General features: G+C 67.3%; 21 protein-coding genes. 12 read left to right on the top strand and 9 right to left on the bottom strand.

The genetic code is table 11. From position 1 onward, the window contains the following. Positions 1 to 181: 181 nt before the first annotated feature. Positions 182 to 1,570: a hypothetical protein gene (locus AB0N66_RS18385; RefSeq protein ID WP_365435538.1), complete on the bottom strand. Its 1,389-nt coding sequence runs from the start codon at positions 1,568 to 1,570 to the stop codon at positions 182 to 184. Positions 1,571 to 1,822: 252 nt separating this feature from the next. Here AB0N66_RS18385 and AB0N66_RS18380 point away from each other — a divergent pair, with 252 nt between their 5' ends. After that, complete coding sequence (locus tag AB0N66_RS18380; protein WP_365435535.1) at positions 1,823 to 3,064, top strand: hypothetical protein; 1,242 nt, start codon at positions 1,823 to 1,825, stop codon at positions 3,062 to 3,064. A 65-nt stretch (positions 3,065 to 3,129) separates the two neighbouring features. On the opposite strand, the gene AB0N66_RS18375 is transcribed toward AB0N66_RS18380, so the two are convergent. The 4 genes from AB0N66_RS18375 to AB0N66_RS18360 are packed head-to-tail and all read right to left on the bottom strand — an operon-like array spanning position 3,130 to position 6,992. Beyond that, positions 3,130 to 3,897, bottom strand: coding sequence for a succinate dehydrogenase/fumarate reductase iron-sulfur subunit (locus tag AB0N66_RS18375; protein WP_365435532.1), 768 nt, complete (start codon positions 3,895 to 3,897; stop codon positions 3,130 to 3,132). Next, a complete protein-coding gene (locus AB0N66_RS18370) occupies positions 3,894 to 5,834 on the bottom strand; it encodes a fumarate reductase/succinate dehydrogenase flavoprotein subunit (protein WP_365435529.1) in 1,941 nt (646 codons plus the stop codon). The genes AB0N66_RS18375 and AB0N66_RS18370 overlap by 4 nt, the downstream gene beginning before the upstream one ends. Next, complete coding sequence (locus tag AB0N66_RS18365; RefSeq protein WP_365435526.1) at positions 5,834 to 6,655, bottom strand: hypothetical protein; 822 nt, start codon at positions 6,653 to 6,655, stop codon at positions 5,834 to 5,836. The genes AB0N66_RS18370 and AB0N66_RS18365 overlap by 1 nt, the downstream gene beginning before the upstream one ends. 49 nt (positions 6,656 to 6,704) lie before the next feature. Further along, entirely contained in the window at positions 6,705 to 6,992 is a 288-nt protein-coding gene (locus tag AB0N66_RS18360; protein WP_365435523.1) for a hypothetical protein, read from the bottom strand. 427 nt (positions 6,993 to 7,419) lie between these two features. Here AB0N66_RS18360 and AB0N66_RS18355 point away from each other — a divergent pair, with 427 nt between their 5' ends. From AB0N66_RS18355 to AB0N66_RS18320, 8 genes are all read left to right on the top strand, one after another. Next, positions 7,420 to 9,666, top strand: coding sequence for an ABC transporter family substrate-binding protein (locus AB0N66_RS18355; RefSeq protein ID WP_365435520.1), 2,247 nt, complete (start codon positions 7,420 to 7,422; stop codon positions 9,664 to 9,666). Positions 9,667 to 9,722: 56 nt separating this feature from the next. Next, positions 9,723 to 10,382, top strand: a complete 660-nt coding sequence (locus AB0N66_RS18350) for a hypothetical protein (RefSeq protein ID WP_365435517.1) — start codon at positions 9,723 to 9,725, stop codon at positions 10,380 to 10,382. Between the two features lie 167 nt (positions 10,383 to 10,549). Continuing rightward, complete coding sequence (gene typA / locus AB0N66_RS18345) at positions 10,550 to 12,457, top strand: translational GTPase TypA (RefSeq protein WP_365435514.1); 1,908 nt, start codon at positions 10,550 to 10,552, stop codon at positions 12,455 to 12,457. Positions 12,458 to 13,095: 638 nt separating this feature from the next. Further along, positions 13,096 to 14,136 carry an ABC transporter permease gene (locus AB0N66_RS18340; protein ID WP_365435511.1) on the top strand — a complete coding sequence of 347 codons (1,041 nt, stop codon included), beginning with the start codon at positions 13,096 to 13,098 and terminating at the stop codon, positions 14,134 to 14,136. Positions 14,137 to 14,237: 101 nt separating this feature from the next. Continuing rightward, a complete protein-coding gene (locus AB0N66_RS18335; RefSeq protein WP_365435508.1) occupies positions 14,238 to 16,031 on the top strand; it encodes an ABC transporter substrate-binding protein in 1,794 nt (597 codons plus the stop codon). 99 nt (positions 16,032 to 16,130) lie between these two features. Next, a complete protein-coding gene (locus tag AB0N66_RS18330; RefSeq protein ID WP_365435505.1) occupies positions 16,131 to 17,108 on the top strand; it encodes an ABC transporter permease in 978 nt (325 codons plus the stop codon). Positions 17,109 to 17,123: 15 nt separating this feature from the next. Next, a complete protein-coding gene (locus AB0N66_RS18325) occupies positions 17,124 to 18,185 on the top strand; it encodes an ABC transporter ATP-binding protein (RefSeq protein ID WP_365435503.1) in 1,062 nt (353 codons plus the stop codon). A 13-nt stretch (positions 18,186 to 18,198) separates the two neighbouring features. Continuing rightward, positions 18,199 to 19,317 carry an oligopeptide/dipeptide ABC transporter ATP-binding protein gene (locus tag AB0N66_RS18320; protein WP_365435500.1) on the top strand — a complete coding sequence of 373 codons (1,119 nt, stop codon included), beginning with the start codon at positions 18,199 to 18,201 and terminating at the stop codon, positions 19,315 to 19,317. Here AB0N66_RS18320 and AB0N66_RS18315 read toward each other — a convergent pair. Beyond that, on the bottom strand, positions 19,304 to 20,005 hold the full coding sequence (locus AB0N66_RS18315) for a class I SAM-dependent methyltransferase (RefSeq protein ID WP_365435497.1): 702 nt from the start codon (positions 20,003 to 20,005) through the stop codon (positions 19,304 to 19,306). The two genes, AB0N66_RS18320 and AB0N66_RS18315, sit on opposite strands and share 14 nt — an antisense overlap. 396 nt (positions 20,006 to 20,401) lie before the next feature. On the opposite strand from AB0N66_RS18315, the gene AB0N66_RS18310 reads away from it, so the two are divergent. The 3 genes from AB0N66_RS18310 to AB0N66_RS18300 all read left to right on the top strand — a co-directional run bounded on the left by AB0N66_RS18310 (position 20,402) and on the right by AB0N66_RS18300 (position 22,983). Further along, positions 20,402 to 20,533 carry a hypothetical protein gene (locus AB0N66_RS18310; RefSeq protein ID WP_365435494.1) on the top strand — a complete coding sequence of 44 codons (132 nt, stop codon included), beginning with the start codon at positions 20,402 to 20,404 and terminating at the stop codon, positions 20,531 to 20,533. A 64-nt stretch (positions 20,534 to 20,597) separates the two neighbouring features. Continuing rightward, on the top strand, positions 20,598 to 21,707 hold the full coding sequence (locus tag AB0N66_RS18305; protein ID WP_365435491.1) for a ThiF family adenylyltransferase: 1,110 nt from the start codon (positions 20,598 to 20,600) through the stop codon (positions 21,705 to 21,707). A gap of 79 nt (positions 21,708 to 21,786) precedes the next feature. After that, entirely contained in the window at positions 21,787 to 22,983 is a 1,197-nt protein-coding gene (locus AB0N66_RS18300; protein WP_365435488.1) for a hypothetical protein, read from the top strand. A 61-nt stretch (positions 22,984 to 23,044) separates the two neighbouring features. Here AB0N66_RS18300 and AB0N66_RS18295 read toward each other — a convergent pair whose 3' ends face one another. The 3 genes from AB0N66_RS18295 to AB0N66_RS18285 all read right to left on the bottom strand — a co-directional run bounded on the left by AB0N66_RS18295 (position 23,045) and on the right by AB0N66_RS18285 (position 26,053). Next, positions 23,045 to 23,521 (bottom strand): S26 family signal peptidase, encoded by a 477-nt coding sequence (locus tag AB0N66_RS18295; RefSeq protein ID WP_365436065.1) that lies wholly within the window; start codon positions 23,519 to 23,521, stop codon positions 23,045 to 23,047. Positions 23,522 to 23,526: 5 nt separating this feature from the next. Further along, positions 23,527 to 25,416, bottom strand: coding sequence for an ABC transporter ATP-binding protein (locus AB0N66_RS18290; RefSeq protein WP_365435485.1), 1,890 nt, complete (start codon positions 25,414 to 25,416; stop codon positions 23,527 to 23,529). An 82-nt stretch (positions 25,417 to 25,498) separates the two neighbouring features. Continuing rightward, on the bottom strand, positions 25,499 to 26,053 hold the full coding sequence (locus AB0N66_RS18285) for a hypothetical protein (RefSeq protein ID WP_365435482.1): 555 nt from the start codon (positions 26,051 to 26,053) through the stop codon (positions 25,499 to 25,501). Positions 26,054 to 26,063 lie beyond the last annotated feature (10 nt).

Below are 26,063 nucleotides of genomic sequence, written 5' to 3'. Positions count from 1 at the left end.
CCCGATCCCCCACCCACCCGTGGGGGCTTCATCCTTCATCCCCGGCCGGCCAGTTTCAGCCCGTCCGGCGTTTGAGGACGAGGCCGTTCAGGCCGACAGCGGGGGTCTGGGGGCGGCAGCCTCCAGGAGCAAGGGACGGGTAGGGGCGGAGGGGGCGAAAACTCCCCCGCCCAGCCAACGGCTACGGCACCGCCCGCCGTCCCCGCGTCCGACCTCCCCCGAAGCTCACGGGACCCCCGCCCGCCAACAGGATCCCCCCGAGCACGGCCCCGCCCACCCCGGCGCCCTCGCGCAGAGGATGCCCGTACGCCCGTACATCCCGCTCGGCAAGCACCCGCGCCCGCTGCGCGAGAACCTCGGCGGCCTGAGCCTCGGCGAGGTCACCCGAGAGATGCCGCTCCGCCTCCGCCAGACGGGTACGCGCCTCCCAGCCCACCGCTCCCCGATGCGTGGTGACGAAGTCGGCCGCGATGGCGACCGAACTGCCCGCCGGCAGGAGCACGTGATCAAGGAGCCCGTCGGCGAAATCCGCACCGGCCCGGACCACCCGACGCAGCGCGTCGAGCGGATCGTGCGGACCGGCGGCCGCCAGCGGACGCCGTACGTCGGCGAGGACCGACTCGGCCTGTGCGACACGACCGGGCAGCGATGGCGAACCGACGGCCGTGCTCTCCAGATGGCCGCGGGCCTCGGCGAGGCCGGCCTCCACCACGGCGAGCGCGGCGGGCAACCGCCGCTCGGCAGCGTCCAGTTCGCCCGCGAGCCGGTCGACACCGTCGACGAGGACGGCAGCCTGATCGATGGCCCCCTCCGCGCCGCGCAGAGAGGCGGCCGCCCGTTCCCCGTCGCCCCGGTCGAGGGCCTGCCGGGCCTGGTTGAGGTGCGTCGTCGCGAACAGAAGCCGGTCCTTGGCCTGTTCGACGTGGCCCACCACGGGGATGGACGCGGAAGGGGCGTACCGCTCGCGGAGTTCGTGGAGCGTCGCCTCGGCGGCCGGAGTGCGCGCCGCGAGCCGACGGAAACGGGTCTCGGCGTACGCCAGCGCGGCCGGCGCGTTCCGCTCCAGGGCGCGCAGCTGGTCGAACCCGGCCGCCTCCGCGTCCAGTCGTCGCCCGGCCTCCGTGCAGCGCGCGACGACCTCCTCCAGCAGGCGCCGGCCCTCGTCGGGTTCCGGGGCCGGGTCGTCCAGCCGCTGCCGCAGCCGGAATGCCGCCGCCAGCTCGGACTTCGCGAACGCCAGCGCCTCCGTGTAGGGCTTCACCGCCTTGTCGCCGAACTGGTCCGTGACGAGGCCGAGTTCTTCGGCGCTGGTGCGTACGCAGTCGTCGATGTCCACCAGCGACTGCTGGGCCTGCCGGTCCAGTTCGGCAAGCGGTACGACCCGCGGGGTCACCCCGCCCGGCGTCGTACGCGTCCTCGCCCGCCGTCTGCGCCGCGTGTACGCGTACGCCGTCAGCACCCCCACCGCGCCCACCGCGACGACCGGCAGTACGAGATCCCCGGTGTCCGTCCCGTCGTCTCCACCGGCGGCCTCGCGCGTCGGCGCCACCGTACTTCGCGACGCGGCCACCCGATCGTGATCATCAGCACCCGATCTCGCGAGTGGCAACACCAGCCACCCCGCCACTACCAGCCCCCCGACCAGGCCATACACACCCCGCACGGCTATGTGCGACGCCGCTCGGCGCGACCGGCTTCCACTCTGGGGCGACGTCACATTTGGGAGCGTATGACCGCCCGCGCGCCGCCGCGACCGGGGTGCGCCGAGATGGGGGTGCTTAGGGTACGGAGGATGCGGGGGCGTACAGGAGGGGGTACGGGGATGGACACGGAGCGGACGGAATCCGAGGTGGACCGGCCGGAGGTGCGGTCCGGGAGCGGGCCGGATTCTGAGGCGCGGGCGGAGCCGGCGCCTGCCCCGGAGGCGGCCGGCGTGGAGCCGCAGCCCCAACTTCAACCCCAACCCCAACCCCAACCCCAACCCCAACCCGATGATGATCCCGACGCGACCGCGGACCAGGCTTCCCGCACCCGGCGCCCCCTCCGCGCCTGGCGGCACCCCGGCCTCCGTTGGCCCAAGCGCATAGCCCTCGGCCTCGTGCTCCTGCTCGTGCTTCCGGTCCTCGGCGCCGGCATCGCGCTGCGGGTGAACTACGCCGGAGACCCGGGCCCCGGCACCCAGACCAGGGACCGTGACGCCCTGTGGCTGGGCCATGCCTGGATCGACGGGCGGAAGACGGACGCGGATGTCCAGGCGCTCGCGGAGCAGTTGCGGGACACCGGGATACGGGACCTGTATGTGCACGCGGGACCGTTGGAGCACGACGGGGCGTTGCCCAAGTCGGCTTATCCGCAGGCGGGTTGGCTGATCGGGGCCGTGCACCGCGAGCTGCCCGGCGTACGGGTGCAGGCCTGGCTCGGGGACGTACTGGCGGGTGAGGGGCCGGAGGGGATGCGGCTGGAGCGGGAGGAGACGCGGGCCGCCGTGGTCGGCTCCACCGAGCAGGTCCTCGGGGCCGGCTTCGACGGCGTCCACTTCGACCTGGAGCCGCTCCACTCGGACGACGACGACTACCTCTCCCTCCTCGACGACCTGCACGCGGTCACCCAGGACCGCGGCGTCCCCCTCTCCGTCGCCGCCCACCAGATCGACCCGTTCCCGGCCGCCAACTCCATCAGGGGCACCCTCACGGGCCACCCCAAGTGGTGGTCCCAGGCCTACTTCGGCCAAGTCGCCCGCCGCGTCGACCAGATCGCCCTCATGTCGTACGACACGGCACTTCCGCTGGAGAGCCTGTACGGCGGATACGTCGCCCAGCAGACGTCCCTCGCCCTCGAAGTCACGCCCGAATCAACGGACTTGCTGATGGGCCTGCCGTTCTTCCACGACGACGACCTGAGCCACCACGAATCCGCCGAGACGGTCGAGGCGGCCGTACGCGGCGCGCGTCTGGGCCTCTCCCGCACGGACCGCGACCGCGAACGCTTCGGGGTCGCGCTGTACATCGATTTCGCCGCCGAGGAGTCGGACTGGACGGCGTACAGGGAGGGCTGGGTGTCCTGACCCGGCTGAGGTTCCTCGGGCGGGTGGCGCACCCGGGGTATCTCCGAGCGGAGGCGTGAGGCGGTTCAGGTCCGTCGCCGGATCTTGCTCCCGAGCCATACGAGCGGGTCGTACTTGAGGTCGACCGCCCGTTCCTTCAGGGGGATCAGCGCGTTGTCCGTGATCTTGATGCCCTCGGGGCAGACCTCGGTGCAGCACTTGGTGATGTTGCAGTAGCCGAGGCCGTGTTCGTCCTGGGCGGTGCGTTTGCGGTCCAGGCCGGACTCGGCGGCGGCGTCCAGCGGGTGCATGTCGAGTTCGGCCACGCGCATCAGGAAGCGCGGGCCCGCGAACGCCGGTTTGTTCTCCTCGTGGTCCCGGACGACATGGCAGGTGTCCTGGCACAGGAAGCACTCGATGCACTTGCGGAACTCCTGCGGGCGGTCCACGTCCTCCTGCTGCATCCGGTACTCGCCCGGACCCAGGTCGGCGGGCGGCACGAAGGCCGGGACCTCGCGCGCCTTCGCGTAGTTGAAGCCCACGTCCGTGACGAGATCCCGTATGACGGGGAAGGCGCGCAGCGGCGTGACGGTGATCGTCTCCTCCCGCGTGAACACCGACATCCGCGTCATGCACAGCAGCCGCGGCCGCCCGTTGACCTCCGCCGAGCACGAACCACACTTGCCCGCCTTGCAGTTCCAGCGCACGGCCAGGTCGGGTGCCTGGGTCGCCTGGAGGCGGTGGATGATGTCAAGGACCACTTCACCGTCGTTGACCTCGACCTCGAAGTCCTTCAGACCGCCACCCTTCACATCCCCGCGCCACACCTTGAAACGGGCCTCATAACTGCTCACTCGTACAGCTCCTCTTCGGCGAGGTACTTGACCAGCTCCTCTTTCTCGAAGAGGGCGAGCAGGTCGGAGCGGATGGGTTCGGTGGTCTCGCGGCTCAGGTCGATCTGGCCGTGCACGGGGTCGGTCGCCGCCAATCCACCTGTGGGGTCGGTCAGTTGGCACAGGAGGTTGATACGGCGCCAGGTGCGCTCCATCGCCGGGTGGTCCTCGCGGGTGTGGCCGCCACGGGACTCCGTACGCTCCAGGGCGGCTCGTGCGACGCATTCGCTGACCAGGAGCATGTTGCGCAGGTCGAGGGCGAGGTGCCAGCCCGGGTTGAACTGGCGGTGCCCTTCAACCCCCGCCCGGCGGGCCCGTACCCGCAGATCCGCGAGCTTCTCCAGGGCCGTCTCCATCTCCGCCTCCCGGCGGATGATGCCGACCAGGTCGTTCATCGTCTGCTGGAGTTCCTGGTGGAGGGTGTACGGGTTCTCGGGCGGGCGCCCGTTCTCCTGGCCCGGCTCGGGTCCCTCGGCGGAGAACGGCCGCAGTGCCTCCGCCGCGGCCGCGTCGATCTGGAGGTCGTCCACCGGGGGCCGTTCACCCAGTTCGGTCGCGTACTGCGATGCGTGCAGTCCCGCCCGGCGCCCGAACACCAGCAGGTCGGACAGCGAGTTGCCGCCGAGCCGGTTGGAGCCGTGCATGCCGCCGGCGACCTCACCGGCCGCGAACAGGCCGGGTACGCCGCGCGCCGCCGCGGTGTCCGACTCGACCGCGATGCCGCCCATGACGTAGTGGCAGGTCGGGCCGACCTCCATCGGCTCGGCGGTGATGTCGACGTCCGCCAGTTCCTTGAACTGGTGGTACATGGAGGGGAGTCGGCGCCGGATCGCCTCGGCGGGCAGCCGGGTGGAGACGTCCAGGAATACTCCGCCGTGGGGTGATCCGCGGCCGGCCTTCACCTCGGAGTTGATGGCGCGCGCGACCTCGTCCCGGGGCAGCAGTTCGGGGGGACGCCGGTTGTGGTCCGGGTCCTCGTACCAGCGGTCGCCCTCGTCCTCGGACTGCGCGTACTTCTCCTTGAAGACGTCCGGGATGTAGTCGAACATGAACCGATTCCCGTCGGAGTTGCGCAGGACACCCCCGTCGCCGCGCACCGACTCCGTGACGAGGATGCCCTTCACCGAGGGCGGCCAGACCATGCCGGTCGGGTGGAACTGCACGAACTCCATGTTCAGCAGCGGCGCTCCGGCCAGCAGGGCCAGCGCGTGCCCGTCGCCCGTGTACTCCCACGAGTTCGACGTCACCTTGAACGACTTGCCGATGCCGCCGGTCGCGATCACCACCGAGGGCGCTTCGAGGACGAAGAAGCGGCCGGACTCGCGTTGGTAGCAGAAGGCCCCGGACACCCGCTCGCCGTCCTTCAGGACCCGCGTGACAGTGCACTCCTGATACACCTTCAGACGGCTCTCGTAGTCACCCGTCTCCTTCATGTCCTCCTGCTGAAGAGCCACGATCTTCTGCTGGAGGGTGCGGATCAGCTCGAGCCCCGTCCGGTCGCCGACATGCGCGAGCCGCGGATACTCGTGCCCGCCGAAGTTGCGCTGCGAGATCCGGCCGTCCTTCGTACGGTCGAAGAGGGCGCCCCAGGTCTCCAACTCCCATACCCGGTCCGGGGCTTCCTGCGCGTGCAGCTCGGCCATCCGCCACTGGTTGAGGAACTTCCCGCCGCGCATGGTGTCGCGGAAGTGGACCTCCCAGTTGTCACCGGAGTTGACGTTGCCCATGGCGGCCGCGATGCCGCCCTCGGCCATCACCGTGTGCGCCTTGCCGAACAGGGACTTGCAGATCACGGCCGTACGGGCGCCACGTTCACGTGCCTCGATGGCGGCGCGCAGTCCGGCGCCCCCGGCGCCGACCACGACGACGTCCCACTCCTGTCGATCGACCACGGACATCAGAAGAACCTCGGATCGTCAAAGGCGCCGGACGCGACCAGATACACGTAGAAGTCGGCGAGCGCCACGCTCACCAACGACGCCCAGGCGAGCAGCATGTGATGGTCGTTCAGCTTCCCGACCCACTGCCACATCCGGTAGCGCACGGGATGCTTGGAGAAGTGCTTGAGCTTCCCGCCGACGATGTGCCGACAGGAGTGGCAGGACAAGGTGTACGCCCAGATCAGCACGATGTTGAGCAGGAAGACCAGGGTGCCCAGGCCCATGTGGCCCCAGTTGTAGTGCTCGTCGCGGAAGGAGAGCGCGGTGTCGTACGTGAGGATCCCGGCGACGAGGATGGCCGCGTAGAAGAAGTACCGGTGGATGTTCTGGAGCACCAGCGGGAAGCGGGTCTCGCCCGAGTACTTCTTGTGCGGCTCGGCGACCGCGCAGGCCGGCGGGCTCGCCCAGAAGCCGCGGTAGTAGGCCTTGCGGTAGTAGTAGCAGGTCAGCCGGAAGCCGAGCGGGAAGACCAGGATGATGACGGCGGGGGAGATGCCCCACCAGCTCCCGAAGAGGTCCCCGTTGGGGCCCGCGTGCATGGGCTCGCAGTTCGAGGCCAGGCACGGCGAGTAGAACGGGGACACGTACGGGGCCGCGTAGTAGTCGGTGTTCGCGAACGCCCGCCATGTCGAGTAGACGATGAAGGCCAGCAGGCCGGCCGTGGTGACGGCGGGCGCCAGCCACCAGCGGTCCGTCCGCAGGTGCGGGGCGGTGATCGCGGCACGTGTACCGGCGCGTACACCGCCGCTGTTGGGATGAGGTTCCGTACCAGTGGCCAACTCATGACTCCGGTCGGGTTCGCGTTCGGGTTCCGGCCCAGGGGCGGATTCAGGGGGCGCGGCGGTCGCGGGCGCCGAGTCCCTCGTCGTCCGAGTCCGTCCACAGGGAGGTGTCGTACGGGGTGTCGGGGATGGGGACGAGGTCGGGGCGCCGGGGGGTGGTCAGGCCGGGGGCGGCCTCCTTCAGCAGCGCGACGCTGTCGCGGAGGTGGTCGGCGTCGGTGCGCACGCGGCGCATCTCCAGGCCCGGGCCTATCTGCTGCTCCAGGCGTCCCACCGACCTCGCGAGGTCGTCGAGGCAGCGCTGGATCGATGTCAGGTCGTCTTGCACGGACATGACTTGCCCTCACTTCCGGGGCGCGTCGGCCCCTTGGCGGCAACGTTCATGCGCCTGCGAGTGTTGCGCGTCACATGAGGCCCTGTGAAGGCGTGTGCATGGATTGGTGGGTCGCGCGCCTCCGTGCGCCGGGGCCGGGGGTGGGCCGGGGCCGGGGTTTCTCGCCCTCCGCCCCTGCCCGTCCCGTACCTGAGGGCTCCGCCCCCAGACCTCCTTGTCGCGCCTGAACGCGCTCGTCCTCAAACGCCGGACGGGCTGAGAATCGGCTTCGTTGCGCCGCACGGGTGGGCTTCCGCGCTTCTCCCGCCGTGTCGCCGCCTCCGCCCCGTCCCCCTCCCCTTCAGTGGGCGCATACATCTGATCAGCTCCATATACCGCCAAACGTGATCAGAAGCCGACAGTAGAGCGTCCCCCGGAGGTTGCAGTGATGTCCCACGACGGCGTCGGACTCCGTGCGGTGATGCGCTCGGTCGCGTTTCTCACCGCGGGGGCGCTCGCGGTACCCCTTCTCGCCGCGTGCAGCGCGGAGGACCAGGCGGGCAAGCCGGTGGCCGCGCAGGACATCGCGCCCGCGACCCGTGACCTGATCGCCGACGGCGGCACCCTGCGCTGGGCCGTGGACGCCGTACCGGAGACGCTCAACACGTTCCAGGCGGACGCCGACGCCGCGACGTCGAGGGTCGCCGGCGCCGTACTGCCCTCGATGTTCCGGCTCGACCCGAACGGGCGGCCGCAGGCAAACCCCGACTACCTGGAGTCCGCGAAGGTCGTCGACCGCGAGCCCAAGCAGGTCGTGCTGTACAAGCTCAACCAGCAGGCGGTCTGGAGCGACGGCCGCGAGATCGGCGCCGCCGACTTCGCCGCCCAGTGGCGCGCCCTGTCCGGCAAGGACACCGCGTACTGGACGGCCCGCAACGCCGGCTACGACCGCATCGAGAAGATCGAGCGCGGCGCCAACGACCTCCAGGTCAAGGTCACCTTCAGCCGCCCGTACGCCGACTGGAAGTCGCTGTTCTCGCCGCTGTACCCGAAGGACGTCATGGGCACCCCGGACACCTTCAACGACGGCGCGCGCCGCAAGCTGAAGGTCACCGCAGGACCCTTCTCGCTGAAGAAGGTCGACCACGAGGACGGCAAGGTCACCCTCACGCGCAACCCGCGCTGGTGGGGCCGGCCCACCAAGCTCTCCGAGATCGTGCTGCGCGCCGTCCCCCGCGACGAGCGGGCGGCCGCGCTCGCCGCCGACAAGCTCGACCTGGCCGAGATCGACCCCTCCGAGGCCGAGCGGATCACCCTCGCCGCCCGCGACAAGGGCAGCACGCCCCTCCAGGGTCCCGGCGCCGCGCTCACCCCCACCAAGGCGTTGCGTTCCTGGGCCCTCGCGCACGGCTCCGACGAGGAGGCCGCGGGCGAGGAGATCAGCGCCCGCGAGAAGCGCCGCGAGGCGCTCGCGGAGTACGCCGACCAGCAGTCCGCCCTGCGCGGTTTCGCGGTCCGCAAGTCCCTCGAACCGGCCTACACCCAGCTTGCCCTCAACGGCTCCGAGGGCCCCCTCGCCGATGAGCGCGTCCGCCGCGCCGTGGCCCGCGCCCTCGACCGCGAGGAGCTCGCCAAGGTGGTCCTCGAACCGCTCGGGCTGCCCGCCGTGCCGGTCGGCAGCCACCTCGCGCTCTCGGGCCAGCAGGCGTACGCCGACAACAGCGGCGCCCTCGGCGGCCAGGACACGGCGGAGGCGCGCGCGCTGCTCGCGGACGCCGGATGGGTCCCCGGTGGGCCGGTCAAGGAGCAGAAGAAGACGGAGAAGGCGGCCGGCTCCGAGGGCGAGCAGGCGGACTCCGCGGACTCCGAGGAGAGCTCCGGCGACGGGACGTACATCGTCGGCGAGGACAACAAGCCGGCCGAGGCCGACCGGGAGAAGAAGAAGGACCCCAAGGACCACTCCAAGAAGCAGTCGGGGCAGTACGCGGACGAGCAGGCCGGCAAGCACCTCGACGGCAAACAGTACGGGCGCAAAGAGGCCAAGGAGGCCAAGCGGGGTGGGGCGCCCGGCGCGTACGCCCCCAAGGGCACGGCTGCCCCGGCGGGTGCCGCGGCCGGCGCGCTCGCCAAGGACGGCAAGCCGCTCACCCTCCGCTTCGTGGTCCCCTCGGGCCCCGGCTCGGAGTCGCTGCGCGCCGTCGCGGACCGCATCTCGCGGATGCTGGAGCGCGTCGGCGTCCGGACGGAGATGAACCGGGTCCCGGACGACAGCTATTTCAAGGACCACATCGCGTCCGGTGAGTACGACCTGGCCCTGTACTCCTGGCCCGCCTCCGCCTACCCGGCCACCGACGCCCGCCCCATCTACTCCAAGCCCGTACCGGCCGCCGACGGCTCCCTCACCGTCGAGCAGAACTACACCCGGGTGGGCACCGACCAGGTCGACCAGCTCTTCGACCAGGCCATCGCCACCCTCGACGAGGAAGAGGGCCGCTCCCTGGTCCGCAAGGCCGACGCCCGCATCTGGGCCGCCGCCGGATCGATCCCCCTCTACCAGCGCCCCCAACTGACAGCCGCCCGCACCAACCTCGCGAACACCGGCGCCTTCGGCTTCCAGACCCCCGTCTACGAGGACATGGGCTTCCTGAAGAAGGGCGCGCAGGGCCCGCAGCGGACGGAGAAGAAGGACAAGTAGTGTGCCCCCGCGGCCAGTGATCACCACTGGCCACGGGGGACCCCGGGGGGATCACCATGCGTGAACGCGTGCTCGGAAACACGGTGGTGGTTCTCGCCACGACGGCGCTGCTCGTCGGCGCCGTGGGCTGCACCGGCGCCGAGGACGACAAGGACGGCGGGAAGGAAAAGGCCGAGGCCGTGTCCTGCACGTACGCCTGGTCCGATATCGAACGCGAGCAGAAGCTGACCGGGCTCTCCGACCCGATCACGTTGAAGAAGAAGACGGACTCCGTCTCGGCGCCGATCGCGTCGATCAATGGCGTCCACTACAAGCCCCACATGACGTCCACGGCGCCCGGGGTTCGTGCGGCGGACGCCATCAAGGCGTTGGGGCGGCATCTCAGGACGGCGGAACCTCTCGCGGACCCCTCGGAGGCGGCTGTTCCGGACGAAACCGGAGCCGGCTACGAGTTGCATGCGGGGAACCTTCAGGGGTCGTACTACGCGTGGACGTACGTCGGCCTGGTCGAGGCCGACTTCACGTACAGCTGCGCGGGCGACGGCGACGTCGAGCCGGTCAAGGGGCATGTGCTGACCTGGGACGGGGTCGGTCAGGGGTTCCTGAGCTGTGGTGATCCCGTCGAGGACGGAGATCTCGGCACCCCGGATGCCGCCGCGCGCTCCGCCGCCCGGAAGCTCTGCCCGGCTGATTCGCCCGCCGCGAAGACCGCCTGACCACGAGCCCGGGGACGCCCTCCGCGGGCCTGCGCTCGCGGGCCCGCGGAGGCCGCGGGTGTCAGGGCCACGTAGCATGGGGTAAGGCCGTGGCGCGTTCAGCCCGGCAGGGCCCCACCCCGGTGAGCGGAGGGGCCGTCCACTCACTCCGGGAGAAGCGCCTCAATATGGCCACGCGCCACGACATCCGCAACGTTGCCATCGTCGCCCACGTCGACCATGGCAAGACCACTCTGGTCGACGCCATGCTCAAGCAGGCCGGTGCCTTCGCCGCGCACGCCGCCGAGTCGCTCGACGACCGCATGATGGACTCGAATGACCTGGAGCGTGAGAAGGGCATCACGATCCTGGCCAAGAACACGGCCGTGAAGTACCACCCCAAGGATGGCGGCGACGTCATCACCATCAACATCATCGACACCCCCGGCCACGCCGACTTCGGCGGTGAGGTCGAGCGCGGTCTGTCGATGGTGGACGCGGTCGTCCTGCTGGTCGACGCCTCCGAGGGCCCGCTGCCGCAGACCCGCTTCGTGCTGCGCAAGGCGCTCCAGCAGCGCCTGCCGGTCATCCTGTGCATCAACAAGACCGACCGCCCGGACTCCCGGATCGACGAGGTCGTCAACGAGACCTACGACCTCTTCCTGGACCTGGAGGCGGACGAGGAGCAGATCGAGTTCCCCATCGTCTACGCCTGCGCGCGTGACGGCGTGGCCTCGCTGACCAAGCCGGAGGACGGCACCGTCCCGGCCGACAGCGACAGCCTGGAGCCCTTCTTCTCCACGATCCTGTCGCACGTCCCGGCCCCCGAGTTCGACGAGGCCGCCCCGCTCCAGGCGCACGTCACGAACCTGGACGCCGACAACTTCCTCGGCCGTATCGCGCTGCTCCGCGTCGAGCAGGGCGAACTGCGCAAGGGCCAGACCGTCACGTGGATCAAGCGCGACGGCACGATGTCCAACGTGCGCATCACCGAGCTCCTGATGACCGAGGCGCTCACCCGTAAGCCGGCCGAGATGGCGGGCCCCGGTGACATCTGTGCCGTGGCCGGTATCCCGGACATCATGATCGGCGAGACGCTCGCGGACCCCGAGAAGCCCATCGCGCTGCCGCTGATCACGGTCGACGAGCCGGCGATCTCCATGACCATCGGTACGAACACCTCGCCGCTGGTCGGCCGTGGCGGCACCGGCAAGGGCGCCTCCGCGAAGGCGGCCGTCAAGGACCGCAAGGTCACCGCCCGTCAGGTCAAGGACCGCCTGGACCGCGAGCTGGTCGGTAACGTCTCGCTGCGCGTCCTGGACACCGAGCGTCCCGACGCCTGGGAGGTCCAGGGCCGTGGTGAGCTCGCGCTCGCCATCCTGGTCGAGCAGATGCGCCGCGAGGGCTTCGAGCTGACCATCGGCAAGCCGCAGGTCGTCACCCAGGTGATCGACGGCAAGGTGCACGAGCCGGTCGAGCGCATGACGATCGACGTCCCCGAGGAGCACATGGGCGCGGTCACGCAGCTCATGGGCGTCCGTAAGGGCCGGATGGACAACATGTCGAACCATGGTTCGGGCTGGGTCCGTCTGGAGTTCGTCGTGCCGTCCCGCGGTCTCATCGGGTTCCGGACCGAGTTCCTCACCGGCACCCGCGGCACCGGCATCGCGCACTCGATCCACGAGGGCCACGAGCCCTGGTTCGGCGTGCTCACGACCCGTAACAACGGCTCGCTGGTCGCCGACCGCGCCGGCGCTGTTACGGCGTTCGCAATGACGAATCTGCAGGAGCGCGGTGTGCTGTTCACCGACCCCGGCACCGAGGTGTACGAGGGCATGATCGTCGGCGAGAACTCGCGCGCCGACGACATGGACGTGAACATCACGAAGGAGAAGAAGCTCACCAACATGCGGTCGGCCGCGGCCGACTCCTTCGAGGCGATCGTCCCGCCGCGCAAGCTCTCGCTGGAGCAGTCGCTGGAGTTCTGCCGCGACGACGAGTGTGTCGAGGTGACGCCGGAGTCCGTTCGCATCCGCAAGGTCAACCTGGACGCCCGTGAGCGCGGCCGCGCCGCGAGCCGCGCCAAGCACGGCTGATGCACGGCTGATTCCGGCCGTCCGGTACGGCTGATCCGGCCGTCCGGCAGACCGAGTCACCGGCAACTGAGCCCGGGTTCCCCCATGATGGGGAACCCGGGCTTTTTGTTGCGAAAGATCTAGCCGTCCCGGATGCCACCCGCAACTGGTTTTCCCGTCGCGCCGTGTCCGAAATGCGGTTCGTCCCGCCCGATACATATGTAACAAGTCCGTTTCGCGGGCTTCTCTCGCGGATCATTTTGTCCAGATTTTGGAAGATGTACGCGTCAGGTGTGATGGAACCGAGACCTAAAGGCAGTGGTCGGTATCTGGCTCATGTCAGATAGTTAGCCGCGTAACGCTCGGGTCAATGGGTCATGCGCTGCCGGGGGCAGCGCCGACTCACGAGCACAGTGGGGTGCTTGACCTTCCGTCAGGGGTGTCGGAGGTCAAGCAAGTACCCCTCCTGTCCGTGCACGGTTGAGTCATGAGGAGGCACAAGATGCCAACTACGCGTGTTCACCTGCGAGTTGTTGCTCGCCGCGCCCTGGCGCCCAGCGACCACTAGGCATACGTCTCTCCTGATCCGCAGGGTCCGAACCGTAGCCGTCCCACCCGTGGCGGCTGCCGTCTCGGCGTACCCATGAAATGGACGAATCATGACCAGTCCGATCGAGCTCCAGGGCGCGGAGGCCTCCACCGAGGTCGACGAGAAGGCCGGGCCGAAACGTTCCGAGCAGCCGGAGAAGCTGGCGGGCCGATCGCCCGGCCAGCTGATGTGGCAGCGTTTCAAGCGGGACCGTACAGGGATGATCTGCGCCGCCGTAGTTGTCTTCTATTTCGCCATTGCCCTGCTGGCGCCGGTGATCGCCTCGCTGTACGGCAAGAACCCGTACACGCTGTACGGCCAGGACCCCACTTACGCGGCTTCGCCCGTCCTGGACGACTTCGGCCTTCCCCTGGGGTACTTCGGCGGTGTTTCGGCGGAGCACTGGTTCGGCGTCGAGCCGCAGTACGGCCGCGATGTCTTCACCATGCTGCTCTACGGCATGCGGACCTCGCTGTTCATGGCACTCGGCGTGACCGTGCTGATGATGGCTACAGGCGTGATCGTCGGCCTCGTCGGCGGCTACCTCGCCGGCAGGACGGACTACTGGCTCGGCAGGATCACCGACTTCTTCCTGTCGTTCCCGCAACAGCTCTTCTTCATCGCCTTCATGCCGGTGGTGACCGCGTTCTTCGTGGACCCGCGGGAGGAAACCCCCACTTACTTCCGCGCGTTGGCCATGCTGATCGTGCTGTGGGTTCTGGGCTGGATGGGCATGTCCCGGCTGATCCGCTCCGCCGTGCTTTCGCTGCGTGAGCGGGAGTTCGTGGAGGCCGCAAAGGTCTCGGGCGCCTCGCCCTGGCGGATCGTGCGCAAGGAGATCCTGCCGAACGTCGTCACGCCGATCCTGGTGCAGACGACGTACCAGCTGCCCAGCACCATTCTCACCATCGCGTTCCTCTCCTTCGCCGGTGTCGGTTTCGTCGAGCCGACCCCGGACTGGGGGCGCATGTTCGCCGCCGGCGCCAAGTACGCCGAGCAGGACCCGGCGTTCATGTTCTTCCCGGGCTTGGCGCTGGTGATCTTCGTCCTGTGCTTCAACCTCCTCGGAGACTCAGTACGGGACGCCTTCGACCCCAAGTCCGGGCGGTAATCGTCCATTGGTGGGGGGTGACTGCCGCCCCCGCGTCGGCATGCCAGCCGCGTTAGGCAGTACTTATGGATATCAACCCGACAGGTAGGTGGATTCTCCTCATGAAGTCGTTCAACCCACGCAGAGCCCGCGCCATATTGGTCGCCATCGCGGCCGGCTCCCTCGTGCTCACCGCGTGCTCGGAGAACAAGGGCGGCAGCTCCGACAAGGACTCCAAGGAGGACCAGAAGGAGGCGGCGACCCAGTCTCAGGCCGTCACCTACGCCGACGCCGCCGCGTCGACCGGTCCCGCCGAGGAGGTGGCCGGCGCCAAGAGCGGCGGCACCATCCAGGTCTACCAGGAGGCAGGTCTCTCGCACCTGGACCCGGGTCAGGTCTATGTCTCCGACGCCGGCCAGGTCGCCAACCTGCTCTACCGCGGTCTGACCAACTTCGAGGAGGACGGCAAGGGTGGTGTCGCGGTCGTCGGAGACCTCGCGACCGACTCGGGCAAGTCGTCCGACGGCGGCAAGACCTGGACGTACACGCTCAAGGACGGCATCAAGGACGAGAACGGCAAGGCGATCACGTCGGCGGACATCCGCCACACGATCGAGCGTCAGTACGCCGACTTCATCTTCGACGGCCCGACCTACCTGCAGACCTGGCTGAGCGGCGCGGACTACCGCAAGGCGCTCCCGGACGGTGGCTACGGCACCAAGCACCTGCCGGACTCGGTCCTGGAGACCCCGGACGACAAGACCGTCGTCCTCCACTTCGACACGGCCCGTCCGGACCTGCCGCAGACGCTGGCCATGCCGGGCTACTCCGTCGTTCCGGAGGCGACCGACACCAAGGAGAAGTACGACAAGGCCCCGGTCTCGACCGGACCGTACAAGATCTCCGAGTACAAGGTCGGCAAGACCCTGACGCTCGTGAAGAACGAGAACTGGGACCCGGCGACCGACTCCGTGCGCCACCAGTACGTGGACGGCTTCGACTTCGACTTCGGTGTCACCGAGTCGACCCAGACCAGCCGTCTGATCGCCGACCAGGGTGACACCAAGAACGCCATCCAGCTCACCGGCAGCGTCGAGGCCACCAAGATTCAGGACGTCATCAGCACCCCGGCCGTCGACAAGCGCACGATCAAGGGCTACCAGCCCTACGTCATGGTGCTGAACTTCAACCTGGACCGGATCAAGAACAAGGCGGTCCGCGACGCGGTCACCTACGCGGTCAACTCCAAGTCGCTCATCGCCGGTGAGGGTGGCGCGTACGGCGGCGACGTGGCCCCGAACCTGTTCGCCCCGACCCTGCCGGGCTACGAGGCGACGTACGACCCGTACGGCCGTCTGAAGACGCCGAGCGGCAACATCGAGAAGGCCAAGGAGCTCCTGAAGGACGTTCCGGCCGCCGAGAAGAAGCTCGTCTTCGCTTACTCCAACAACGAGGCGGGGCAGAAGCGCAAGGTCGCCATCGAGGACGCGCTGACCAAGGTCGGCATTGACGTGGTGGCCAAGGAGGTCGACTCCGCGAGCTACTACGAGCAGATCGGCAAGCTCGACAACCCGTACGACATCTACATCAGCGGCTGGGGCCAGGACTGGCCGTCACCGGCCACGGTCGTCACGCCGGTCTACGACGGTGACCAGATCGCCGACGGTTCGCCGAACTACTCGCACATCGACGACCCGAAGGTCCAGGACCTCATCAAGAAGGCCCTGACCCAGGAGCCGACCGAGGCCGCCTCGACCTGGAAGGAAGCGCAGCACTACATCCTCGAAGAGGTCAACCCGGCTGCCCCGCTCTGGTACACCAAGCAGTTCCAGCTCTACGGTTCGAACATCGGCGGTGCCCGCTACAGCACCGAGTCGAGCTACATCGACGTCACCCGGCTGTTCCTGAAGTCGTAACTCTCTACGGCTGATCGCGGGAGTGCGCACCAGGCGGAGCGCACTCCCGCGGTTCCGTGAAACCGCCCACACCGTCTCCGCAGAGAGCAGCCCCCCGCCATGCTTCAGTTCATAATCCGGCGCACGGTCGGTGCCGTCGTCACTCTGTTCCTCATCGGCGCTGCGAGCTTCTTCCTCTTTGTCGCCGCGCCCTCCGACTACGCCTCACTGGCCTGTGGCAAGGACTGCTCGCCCGCGAGACTGGAGGACATCCGCCACGCGCTGGGGCTCGACCTGCCCGTCGCGCAGCAGTTCTGGGACTTCATGTCCGGCATCGTGGTCGGCCGTGACTTCCCCGACGGCCACTGTGCCGCTCCGTGCCTTGGCCAGTCGTTCTACTCGGGCGACTTCGTCTGGGACACCATCATGGACCGCTTCCCGCTGACTCTCTCGCTGACCGTCGGCGCCATAGTCGTCTTCCTCATCGTCGGTCTCGGCACGGGTATGCTCGCCGCCTACCGGCGCGGATCCACGGTGGACAAGGTCGCCACGGGTGCGTCCATGGTGCTCAGCTCGTTCCAGATCTACTTCCTCGGCCCGATCGCGCTGACGGTTCTCGTCTACAGCACGGGCTGGATGGAAGACCCCAAGTACGTCCCGTTCACCGAGAATCCGGTCGAGTGGCTCGTCGGGCTGTCCATCCCGATGGTCGTGATGGCCACCATCTTCACCGCGCAGTACACGCGTATGGCGCGCTCCTCGATGATCGAGCAGCTACAGGAGGAGCACGTCCGCACGGCCCGGGCCAAGGGCATGGGGCAGAAGTACGTGTTCTTCCGTTACGCCTGGCGCGGCTCGCTCATCCCGATCGTCACCGTCCTCGGTATCGACATCAGCGCCCTGCTCGGCGGTGCCGTCGTCACCGAACTGACCTTCTCCCTCCAGGGCATCGGACGCCTCGCCGTGGACGGAGCGACTCAGAAGGACCTTCCGCTGACGATGGGCGTCATGCTGTTCGGGGCCTTCTTCATCCTGATCCTGAACATCCTCGTCGACATCGTGTACGCCGTCGTCGACCCGCGCGTCCGGCTCTCCTAGGAAGAACGAACCCCCGTGACCACACTGACCAAGACCGAGGGCGCACCGGCCCCGACCGGCCCGGAGAAGTTCGTCTCGGTCCGCGATCTCAAGGTGCAGTTCTCCACCGAGGACGGCATCGTCAAGGCGGTCGACGGCCTCTCCTTCGACGTCGACCGCGGCAAGACTCTGGGCATCGTCGGCGAATCCGGCTCCGGCAAATCCGTCACCAACCTGACGATCCTGGGCCTGCACAACCCGTGGAGCACCACCGTCGAGGGCGAGGTCGTCCTGGACGGCAAGGAACTCGTCACGGCCACGGAGAAGGAGCTGGAGCGGCTCCGCGGCAACAAGATGGCGATGATCTTCCAGGACCCACTGACGGCTCTCTCGCCGTTCTACACCGTGGGCCGGCAGCTCTCCGAGCCGTTCATGAAGCACACCGGCGCCTCGAAGAAGGAAGCCAAGGTCCGGGCGGTCGAGATGCTGGAGAAGGTCGGCATCCCGCAGCCCAAGACGCGCTTCGACGACTACCCGCACCACTTCTCCGGCGGTATGCGCCAGCGCGCCATGATCGCCATGGCGTTGATGTGCGACCCCGACCTGCTGATCGCCGACGAGCCGACCACCGCGCTCGACGTGACCGTGCAGGCGCAGATCCTCGACCTGCTCAAGGACCTCCAGCAGGAGTTCGGCACCGCGATCATCTTCATCACCCATGACCTCGGTGTCATCTCGAACATGGCGGACGACCTGCTCGTGATGTACGCGGGCCGGGCCGTTGAACGCGGCACTGTCCGCGAGGTGCTGCGCTCGCCCAAGCACCCGTACACGTGGGGCCTGCTCAGCTCGATGCCGCGACTGGACGGCGACATCAACGAGATGCTGACGCCGATCCCCGGCTCGCCGCCCTCGCTGCTCAACCCGCCCACGGGCTGCGCCTTCCACCCGCGCTGTGCCTTCAAGGACGAGGTGCCGGGCACCAGGTGCACCGACGACCGGCCTTCACTGGCCGACGGCCGCGCCTCCGCGTGCCACCTCACGGCCGAGCAGAAACAGACCATCTTCATCGACCAGATCCAGCCCCGGCTGCGCTAGGGAGAACCGAGACATGAGCGACAACCTCACCCTCCCGGCACAGCAGGGTCCCACCGACACGGCGAGCGAAACGCTGCTCAAGGTCGAGGGTCTGACGAAACACTTCCCCATCTACGGTGGCTTCCCGATCAAACGGAGGGTCGGCGCGGTGCAGGCCGTCGACGGGATCGACCTGACCGTCGGTGTCGGCGAGAGTGTCGGCCTGGTCGGTGAGTCCGGCTGCGGTAAGTCGACGACCGGTCGGCTGATCACCCGCCTCCTGGAGCCCACCGCCGGAAAGATCATCTACGCAGGTCAGGATATTTCGCACGCCTCGCGCAGGAAGATGGCGCCGGTACGGTCCGAGATCCAGATGATCTTCCAGGACCCGTACTCCTCGCTGAACCCGCGGCAGACCGTCGGCACCATCATCAAGTCGCCGATGGAGGTCAACGGGATCAAGCCGGCGGGCGGCGTGGAGAAGCGCGTACAGGAGCTGCTGGAGCTCGTCGGTCTCAACCCCGAGCACTACAACCGCTTCCCGCACGAGTTCTCCGGCGGCCAGCGTCAGCGCATCGGGGTGGCCCGTGCGCTGGCCCTGGAGCCGAAGTTGATCGTGGCGGACGAGCCGGTGTCGGCGCTGGACGTGTCGATCCAGGCGCAGGTCGTCAACCTGCTGCAGAAGGTCCAGGAAGAGCTGGGCATCGCCTTCCTCTTCATCGCGCACGACCTGGCGATCGTCCGGCACTTCTCGCAGCGCCTCGCGGTGATGTACCTCGGCAAGGTGGTGGAGGTCGGCGACCGGGACTCGATCTACAGCCGACCCCGGCACCCGTACACCCACGCCCTGCTGTCGGCGGTCCCGGAGGTCGTCCTCGACGACGACGCCGAGGACCGTGAGCGGATCCGGCTCTCGGGTGACGTTCCCTCGCCGATCCACCCGCCGTCCGGCTGCCGTTTCCGCACCCGCTGCTGGAAGGCGCAGGACAAGTGCGCGACCGAGGAGCCCCCGCTGGTCCAGATCTCCGGGAACCGTGAGGGACACCTGACGGCCTGCCACTTCCCGGAGGAGCCGACGACCGAGGCGCGCGACGAGGACATCATCCTGGACCCGGCGCTGGTGGCGCTGGAAGAGGGGCTCAATGACGAGTAGGGCCTGATTCGCCGGACAGGTCCTGGGGCCCGGCGATCGTGATGATCTCCGGGGCGGCGGGGGTGAGCGGCCCCCGCCCCCAGTCCCCGAACCGCTCGTGCACGGCGAACCCGGCCTCGGTGAGGAACCCGTCGAGCGCGTGCGGGCCGATGAACCGCAGCGCACTGCGGCTGACCCGTGGCCGTTCCCACCCCGGGTGGTCGAAGGTCTCGGTGTACGTGACACGGCCCCCGGCGAGGGGTGTCTCGACGTCGTGCCAGACACGTACGGCATGGCCGCGGGTGTCCGTCACCTCGCGTACGTGCTCCGGAGTCCACTTCTCCGAGGCGCGGGCGGCGGGGTTGCGGGTCTCGAAGACGAACCGGCCATCGCGGGAGAGAGCTTGATGCACGGCGGCCAGCGCACCGCGCAACTGCTCATCGTTCAGCAGCACTTGAAATGAGTGACCGGTCATCACGACGAGGTCGAACTCCCGCTCCCACCGCGTCGCGGCGAGATCCCCGAGCACCTCTCGACCCGCCTGCCGCCGCGCCTGCACCAGCATCGCCGCGGCGGGAACCAGCCCGCAGAGCCGCCCCTCGTGCCCGACCCCCAGGGCCCGCCCGAACAGCCGCCCCGTCCCGCACCGACGTGCGACCGTCGCAGCCCCTTGTACCTGGGCCTGTTGAACGCCACACCACGGTTGCACTCGGACATCGCCGCGAAACTGCCCGGTCGCCCTCGGTGCTGGCGATCCCGCGCAATGGCGTTCCCCGGCCAGCCGGAAGAGAACGTTGCGATGGGCGACACGAACCTCGCTGAGGAGGACCTGGCCGAACTGCGCGGTTGAGTGCTCATGATCAGCCCGGCCTCGCTCACCCGGAGGAGAAGCGGGTGTCAACACTGTCGCCGGATGTCCCTTTCGGTGGTCGATCGGTGAATATCCCCAAGCGCGGAAATGATGCCCGATCCCGTTCGTCCCGATTGGCTTCCAGGTCGAACGCTCCGTAAGGAAGGCAGTCTTGACAGGCTTTCACCCGGCGTCGATGATCGCCCATACGCCACCCCATCCGGAGGGGCGGGGTGACATACGAGGGAAGAGGGGGTGAATACCTTGCCGGAGTCCGTGGAGCAGTCCGACGAGCGTACGGAGACCGAGGACGTGGCACCGTACGCGATCGAGATCCGAATGCTGGACAAGATTGAGACGATCGAGAACAAAGCCATCGCCCGTTGATTTCTGTTCATCTGTGGGTTGGCATGGCCCGGAAGGAATTCCGGGCCATGCCAACCCCAGAAAGGTGCGCAAGGTGGAGTATCCACGGGTGAAGCCCGACCATGCACCCTATCGGTTCGATGACGGGACAATTCGAATCGGTGGTGAGTTGTATGGCACGGCCGCAGAGATAAAAGACGCGCGGGGATATGTCTGGCTGGCCCTTCAGCTCATGGACGGTACCCGGGCGGCGGGCGCGGTCGCCGAGGAGCTGCGGCGTACGTTCCCCGAACTGTCTCCGGCCGCGTCCGAGGGACTGGTCGGCCAACTGCTGGATTCCGGGTACATCGAGGATGTACGGCAGCCCGTGCCGGAGGAGCTGACCAGGGACGACCAGGAGCGCTACAGCCGTAACCACGACTTCTTCCGCCGGGTGGATATGCGCCCGGGAAGGAGCGGCTGGCAAGCGCAGGCCGCGCTTAAGTGTGGCCGTGTCACCGTGCTCGGCGTCGGAGGAGCGGGAAGCCACGCCGCCTGGGCGCTCGCCGCGGCGGGTGTCGGCCGGCTGCACTGCGTCGACCACGACGTCGTCGAAGTCAGCAATCTGACACGTCAGACGCCTTATACGGAGGACGACATCGGCCGTCCCAAGGTGGAGGCGCTTGCCCAGCGACTCCATGCCGTGAACTCCGGTGTGTCCGTTACGGTGGAACGGCGCAAGGTCGACACCGAGGACGCACTCGCCGAGGTGATCGCGGGATCGGACGTACTGGCACTCTGCGCCGACGAGTCCCGTGGCGAGTACATCAACACGCTGGCGGACAGGGTATGCGCCGCAGCGGGCATTCCTTGGGTGGGAGGCGGCTACAGCGGCCCCAAAATCACTATTGGTGTGTACGGCCCCGGCGGCCCATGTGACGGCTGTCTGGCCGCGGGCGAGGAGGCCCGCCGCAGGCAGGGGCCCGATCCAGTGATTGGCGGCCCAGGGGTGATCTCGGCCTCGGCGGGAATTTGCGGCAACTGGATTGCGTATGAGGTCATGTCGCTGATTACCGGAGTGGCGAAGCAGCCGCCCGGCTATCTGCGTGGGCTGAACCTGATGGCTCCGGATCAGCTTGTATACGTTCGTCATCCGTCGCGTGATTCTTGCGAGGCGTGCGGCACGGCACGGCGACCGGTGGCCACTGTTGACTAGTGGAATAGGAGCACCAGCCACCGCGTCACGTATTTTCTTCCATTCGCTCGGGCGCCGCCCCGACGAGGACGGCTGGGTGGTGGGTCGCGCAGACAGCGGGACTTTCATCGAGATTCCCGCAGTGGGAATGCGGGCGATCGAGCTTCTCGAGTCTGGGCTGACTGTTGGAGACACCCGGCTGCATATCAGGAAGGAGACCGGCAACGACTGTGACGTTGCCGGATTCGTCTCGCAGCTGGCCGCACTCGGAATGGTTAATTCCGTCGACGGACAGCAGATCCCGTCGACGGAACCGATCAATCCGACGCTGCCCAGGGTCGAACAGCGCCATGTCCGATGGCTCCTCCATCCGTCCGTGCCCTGGCTGGTGGGGGCGGTCCTCGCCTTGGGCGTGGCTGCGGCCTTCGTGCATCCGGACAGCCTGCCGCGCTGGGAGGATCTGGTCTGGAGTGAGCACGGGACGCCCGTGCTGTTGCTGGAGAGCGCCCTGGCGTGGCTGCTGATCTTCGTCCATGAGTCGGCCCACCTGCTGACGGCCAGGGCGGCCGGGGTGCCTGGCCGGATGAGACTGGGGACCCGTCTTCAGTTCCTGGTCGCGGAGACGGAGATCTCCGGCATCTGGCTGTGCTGCCGTCGAGTGCGGGTGACCGCCTATCTGGCGGGCATGGCGAGCGACGCGCTGGTGTGTTCCCTTTGCCTCATCGTGATGACCGCGACGGACACCAGCCCGCTGATCTTGCGACTGGTGATCCTCAACAAGGCGCTCTCGGTGGCCAGCGAGTTCATGGTCTTCATGCGCACGGACATCTACTTCCTGCTTCAGGATCTGAGTCGATGCCGCAACATGTTCGGCGATGCGCTGGTCTATCTGCGCTTCCTGTGTCGACGGCTGATTGGCCGCCTCAACCGCAGTCCGCTGGCCTCTCTGCCGGATCGGGAGCGCAAGGTGGTGCGGGTCTACGCCGTGCTGATGGTCCTGGGCAGCACCATCTCACTCGGGCTCGGCGCAATTGTGATCTTCTATTTTACAGGCCCGCTGTTGTTCGGTGCAGTAGGTAACCTCACGGGCCCGGGTTGGGTCGATGCTATCGACGGGCTGACGACCCTGCTGCTCATCGGGGGGATGCAGTTGCTCTGGGCAGGTGCCTGGTGGCGTAGGCACGGCCCTCGGGCGCGGCGGGTGCTCGGCGCACTGGTGCGACGGTCTCCACGGAAGGACGTCCGTCGGTCCGCGTCCACGCCGGGCCCGCCGCCACCGGTATCCGGCTCACTCTGATGCCCGGGCCCAACTCGGCCAAAGCACGTGCTGTTGAGGGTCGCGTCCGGGCCCTGCACGTTCAGCCAGAGTCTGTGCGTCGGTAGACGGTGCCAAGAACCCGCTCCAGGGGGAACCAACCCATCTGGCGGGAGTCGAAGCTGACATCGGCGTTGTCACCGAGAAGAAAGAAGCTCCCGGGTGGCACCACACCAGCCGCTGTGTGTAGGGGACCCGACGCCTGCGTTGGGACGCGGTCCCCAGGTGCACCGACCACACGCTTGAGCAGCCATGGCCGACTTTGCACGTCCCCGCTTCCGCCCCCAAGTCCAGCCGGCGTGCTCGGCCAGCCCGCGGTCTCCATCGACGGCTGCTCGACGACCACTATGTCCCCCGCCGCCGGGACCTTGCCTCGGATGACCAGGACCCGGTCGCCTGGCTGGTAGGTGGGCACCATGCTCAGGCCCTGCACGACAACCACCACCAGTTTGCGACGCGATACGTGGGAGATCGACAGGGCCAGAAGTAGGGCCGCGACGATCGAGCCTATAAGAACCATCGCGCTCATCCGGCAACCTGCCCCGACGACTCGATCGTCTCACCCTCTTGATAGCCCGATGCCTGAATTTGGAACAACCGTGAATATTCCCCGTCGATCCGCATGAGTTCGCTGTGGGTGCCGTCTTCGAGTATGCGACCGTCCGACAGGACGACGATGCGGTCACTGTCACGCAGTGAGCCCAACCGGTGAGAGACGAGCAAGCTTGTCTTACCCTGACGGAATTTTCGGAGCGATGAGTGGATTTCGTACTCTGCTTCGGCATCGAGGCCGGAGGACGGCTCGTCGAGTATCAGTAGATCACGCTGGGCCCTGACGAAGGAACGCGCGAGTGCGAGCCGCTGTTGCTGCCCACCGGAGAGATGGACACCGACCTCCGGTGCCTCATTGTCGGCGCCTGCAAAAAACATTCGAGTGAGTAGCGTATCGTACCCCTTGGGCAACGCGTTGATCGCATCACTCACGCCTGCTCGGCGTGCGGCAGCAATGATACGTTCGTCATCCTCCAGCGCATCCAGGTCGCCTAGCCCGATGTTCTCGCGCACCGTCATGTCGAACTGCATGAAATCCTGGAACACCACCGACATGTGCTCCCTGAGATGAACGACATCTGCCTGACGTGTATCAGTGCCATCCCAAAGGATCACACCCTCGGTCGGGTCATAAAAGCGGCAGAGAAGTTTAATGAGCGTCGATTTTCCTGCCCCATTCAGCCCAACAATTCCGAGCGACTGACCCGCCACAATCTTCAGGTTAACTCCCTCAAGAATCCAGGGATGTTCATCTGAGTATCGGAACCAGACGTTCTTGAACTCGATTGAGTCCTGAAGACCGGAGAGTACCTGCGGGACTTCTGGAACGAAGACGTCCGACTCGCTGGTTGTCACCGCACGATAGTATTCGTACGAAATTAGAGCTTGGTGCACACCGCCTGCAGCGCTCGCTGATTGGGCCAGGGAACTCTGTACTCCGGCCACCGCTGCGACGAAAATAGATATGTCACCGATCGAGAGACTTCCTGATCGGGTCTGATACACGGCCCAGAGCAGGCCGACCCCGCTCACACACGCAGCCAGTACCGCAAGGGTCGACTGAATCCGCGCCTCCCGAAGATCCATGGTCCGCTTTGCGCCGTCGGCAGTTTCCCTTTCTTGACGCATCCGTCCCAGTAGGAAGTCACCGATCCCGAAGAGGCGTACCTCTTTCGCCGCCTCCGGGGTTGTGAGCAGCTGGTCGTAGAAGATCTCTCGCCGCTCCGCCGGACTGATCGCCCACAGCATGATTCCTCGCCTGTTGGAGAGTGAAATCTCGGCGGCAAGAACGGGTGCGGCGAACAGGGAGACGAAGAGCGCCATGAGGGGCCCGAGGACGAGAAGAGAACCCAGAAATCCGGTAATCGTTATCGCGGCGCGGAGGAAATTGATTAGACTGTTAATAACCTGATGCGGCGCACTGCTGCCAGAATGCTTGGCCAAGCGTATCTTGTCCAAGAAGTCAGGATCTTCGAAAGGGGCAATTCCTCCGAACCGGTTGACGGCCGAGAAGAGCTCCACTTGGGAATTTCGGCCGATCCTGCGCTGTGTCTCCGAATTCACGTACTCGTTCACGTGAACGATGGCGCCTTGGCCTATGCCCGCCATCGCGAGGCAGACAGTCAGGCCGATCAGGGCGGCGCTGGACGAGCCTGCGGCGAGGTGATCGATGATCATCTTCAGCAGCCAGGATGCGGCTACTGGGAAGATGCCGCCGATCAGAGCCAGGCCTACGTAGACAGCGATCAGCCGGGGAGCGGACCGCCAGGCGAGGGAGAGAGCAGCCGGCGCGCAGTGGGCGAGCTGGACTAGGGTATTTCTCTTCGACATGTTGTTACCACCACTTTTTGCGGCGAGCCGCAAGGTCGCCAAAATGAGGGCAGAGCCCGGGAGGTGACAAACCCCGCGAGCTCTGCTATGAACTGCCCGACGTGCGCAGCCGAGTTCAGTCCAGCGCCTTTATTGATTCGGCGAGCTGGGCGGAACTGTTCGAGGAGAAGGCGATGGTCCCCGCCTCCGAGACGACAAGGTAGGTCGGCCAGGATGCCACACCGATCTCCCGGGAGAGTCGGTCCTCCCCATCGGTCAGATGGACCACCCGGCTCACGTGACCGAGTTCCTTCTCGTAAAGTCCGACATCCGCAATATCGCCGAAGATTACGGAGAGGATCCGATCCTTGCTGATACTGAGAGACTCCAGGTAACGCTTATAGCCGGGCAGTTGCTGCTTGCATCCCGTGCACGTCGTCGACTGGAACGAGAGAACCCAAGAGGTATTGTCATTTAGCGGAAGCTCTACGGACTCGCCGTATACATCGGTCAACGTTCCGACATCGGGAACGGCGCTGCCTACGAGTACGGGATCCTTCTGGTCCCGGCCGAGATGCCCGCCCTGAGTCAATGGGTCAAGGAGACGTTTGACTCGAAGGGCGACTGCCAAAGAGAGCGCACCACTCAGACACGCGATGAGCGTGGCGACGGTTGACAGGAAAATGGCCACGAATGAGTTC

Source organism: Streptomyces sp. NPDC093544 (assembly GCF_040683495.1).
GTDB lineage: Bacteria > Actinomycetota > Actinomycetes > Streptomycetales > Streptomycetaceae > Streptomyces.
Note: the sequence above shows the minus strand (reverse complement) of the source record. Positions and strands in the feature narration are given on the sequence as shown.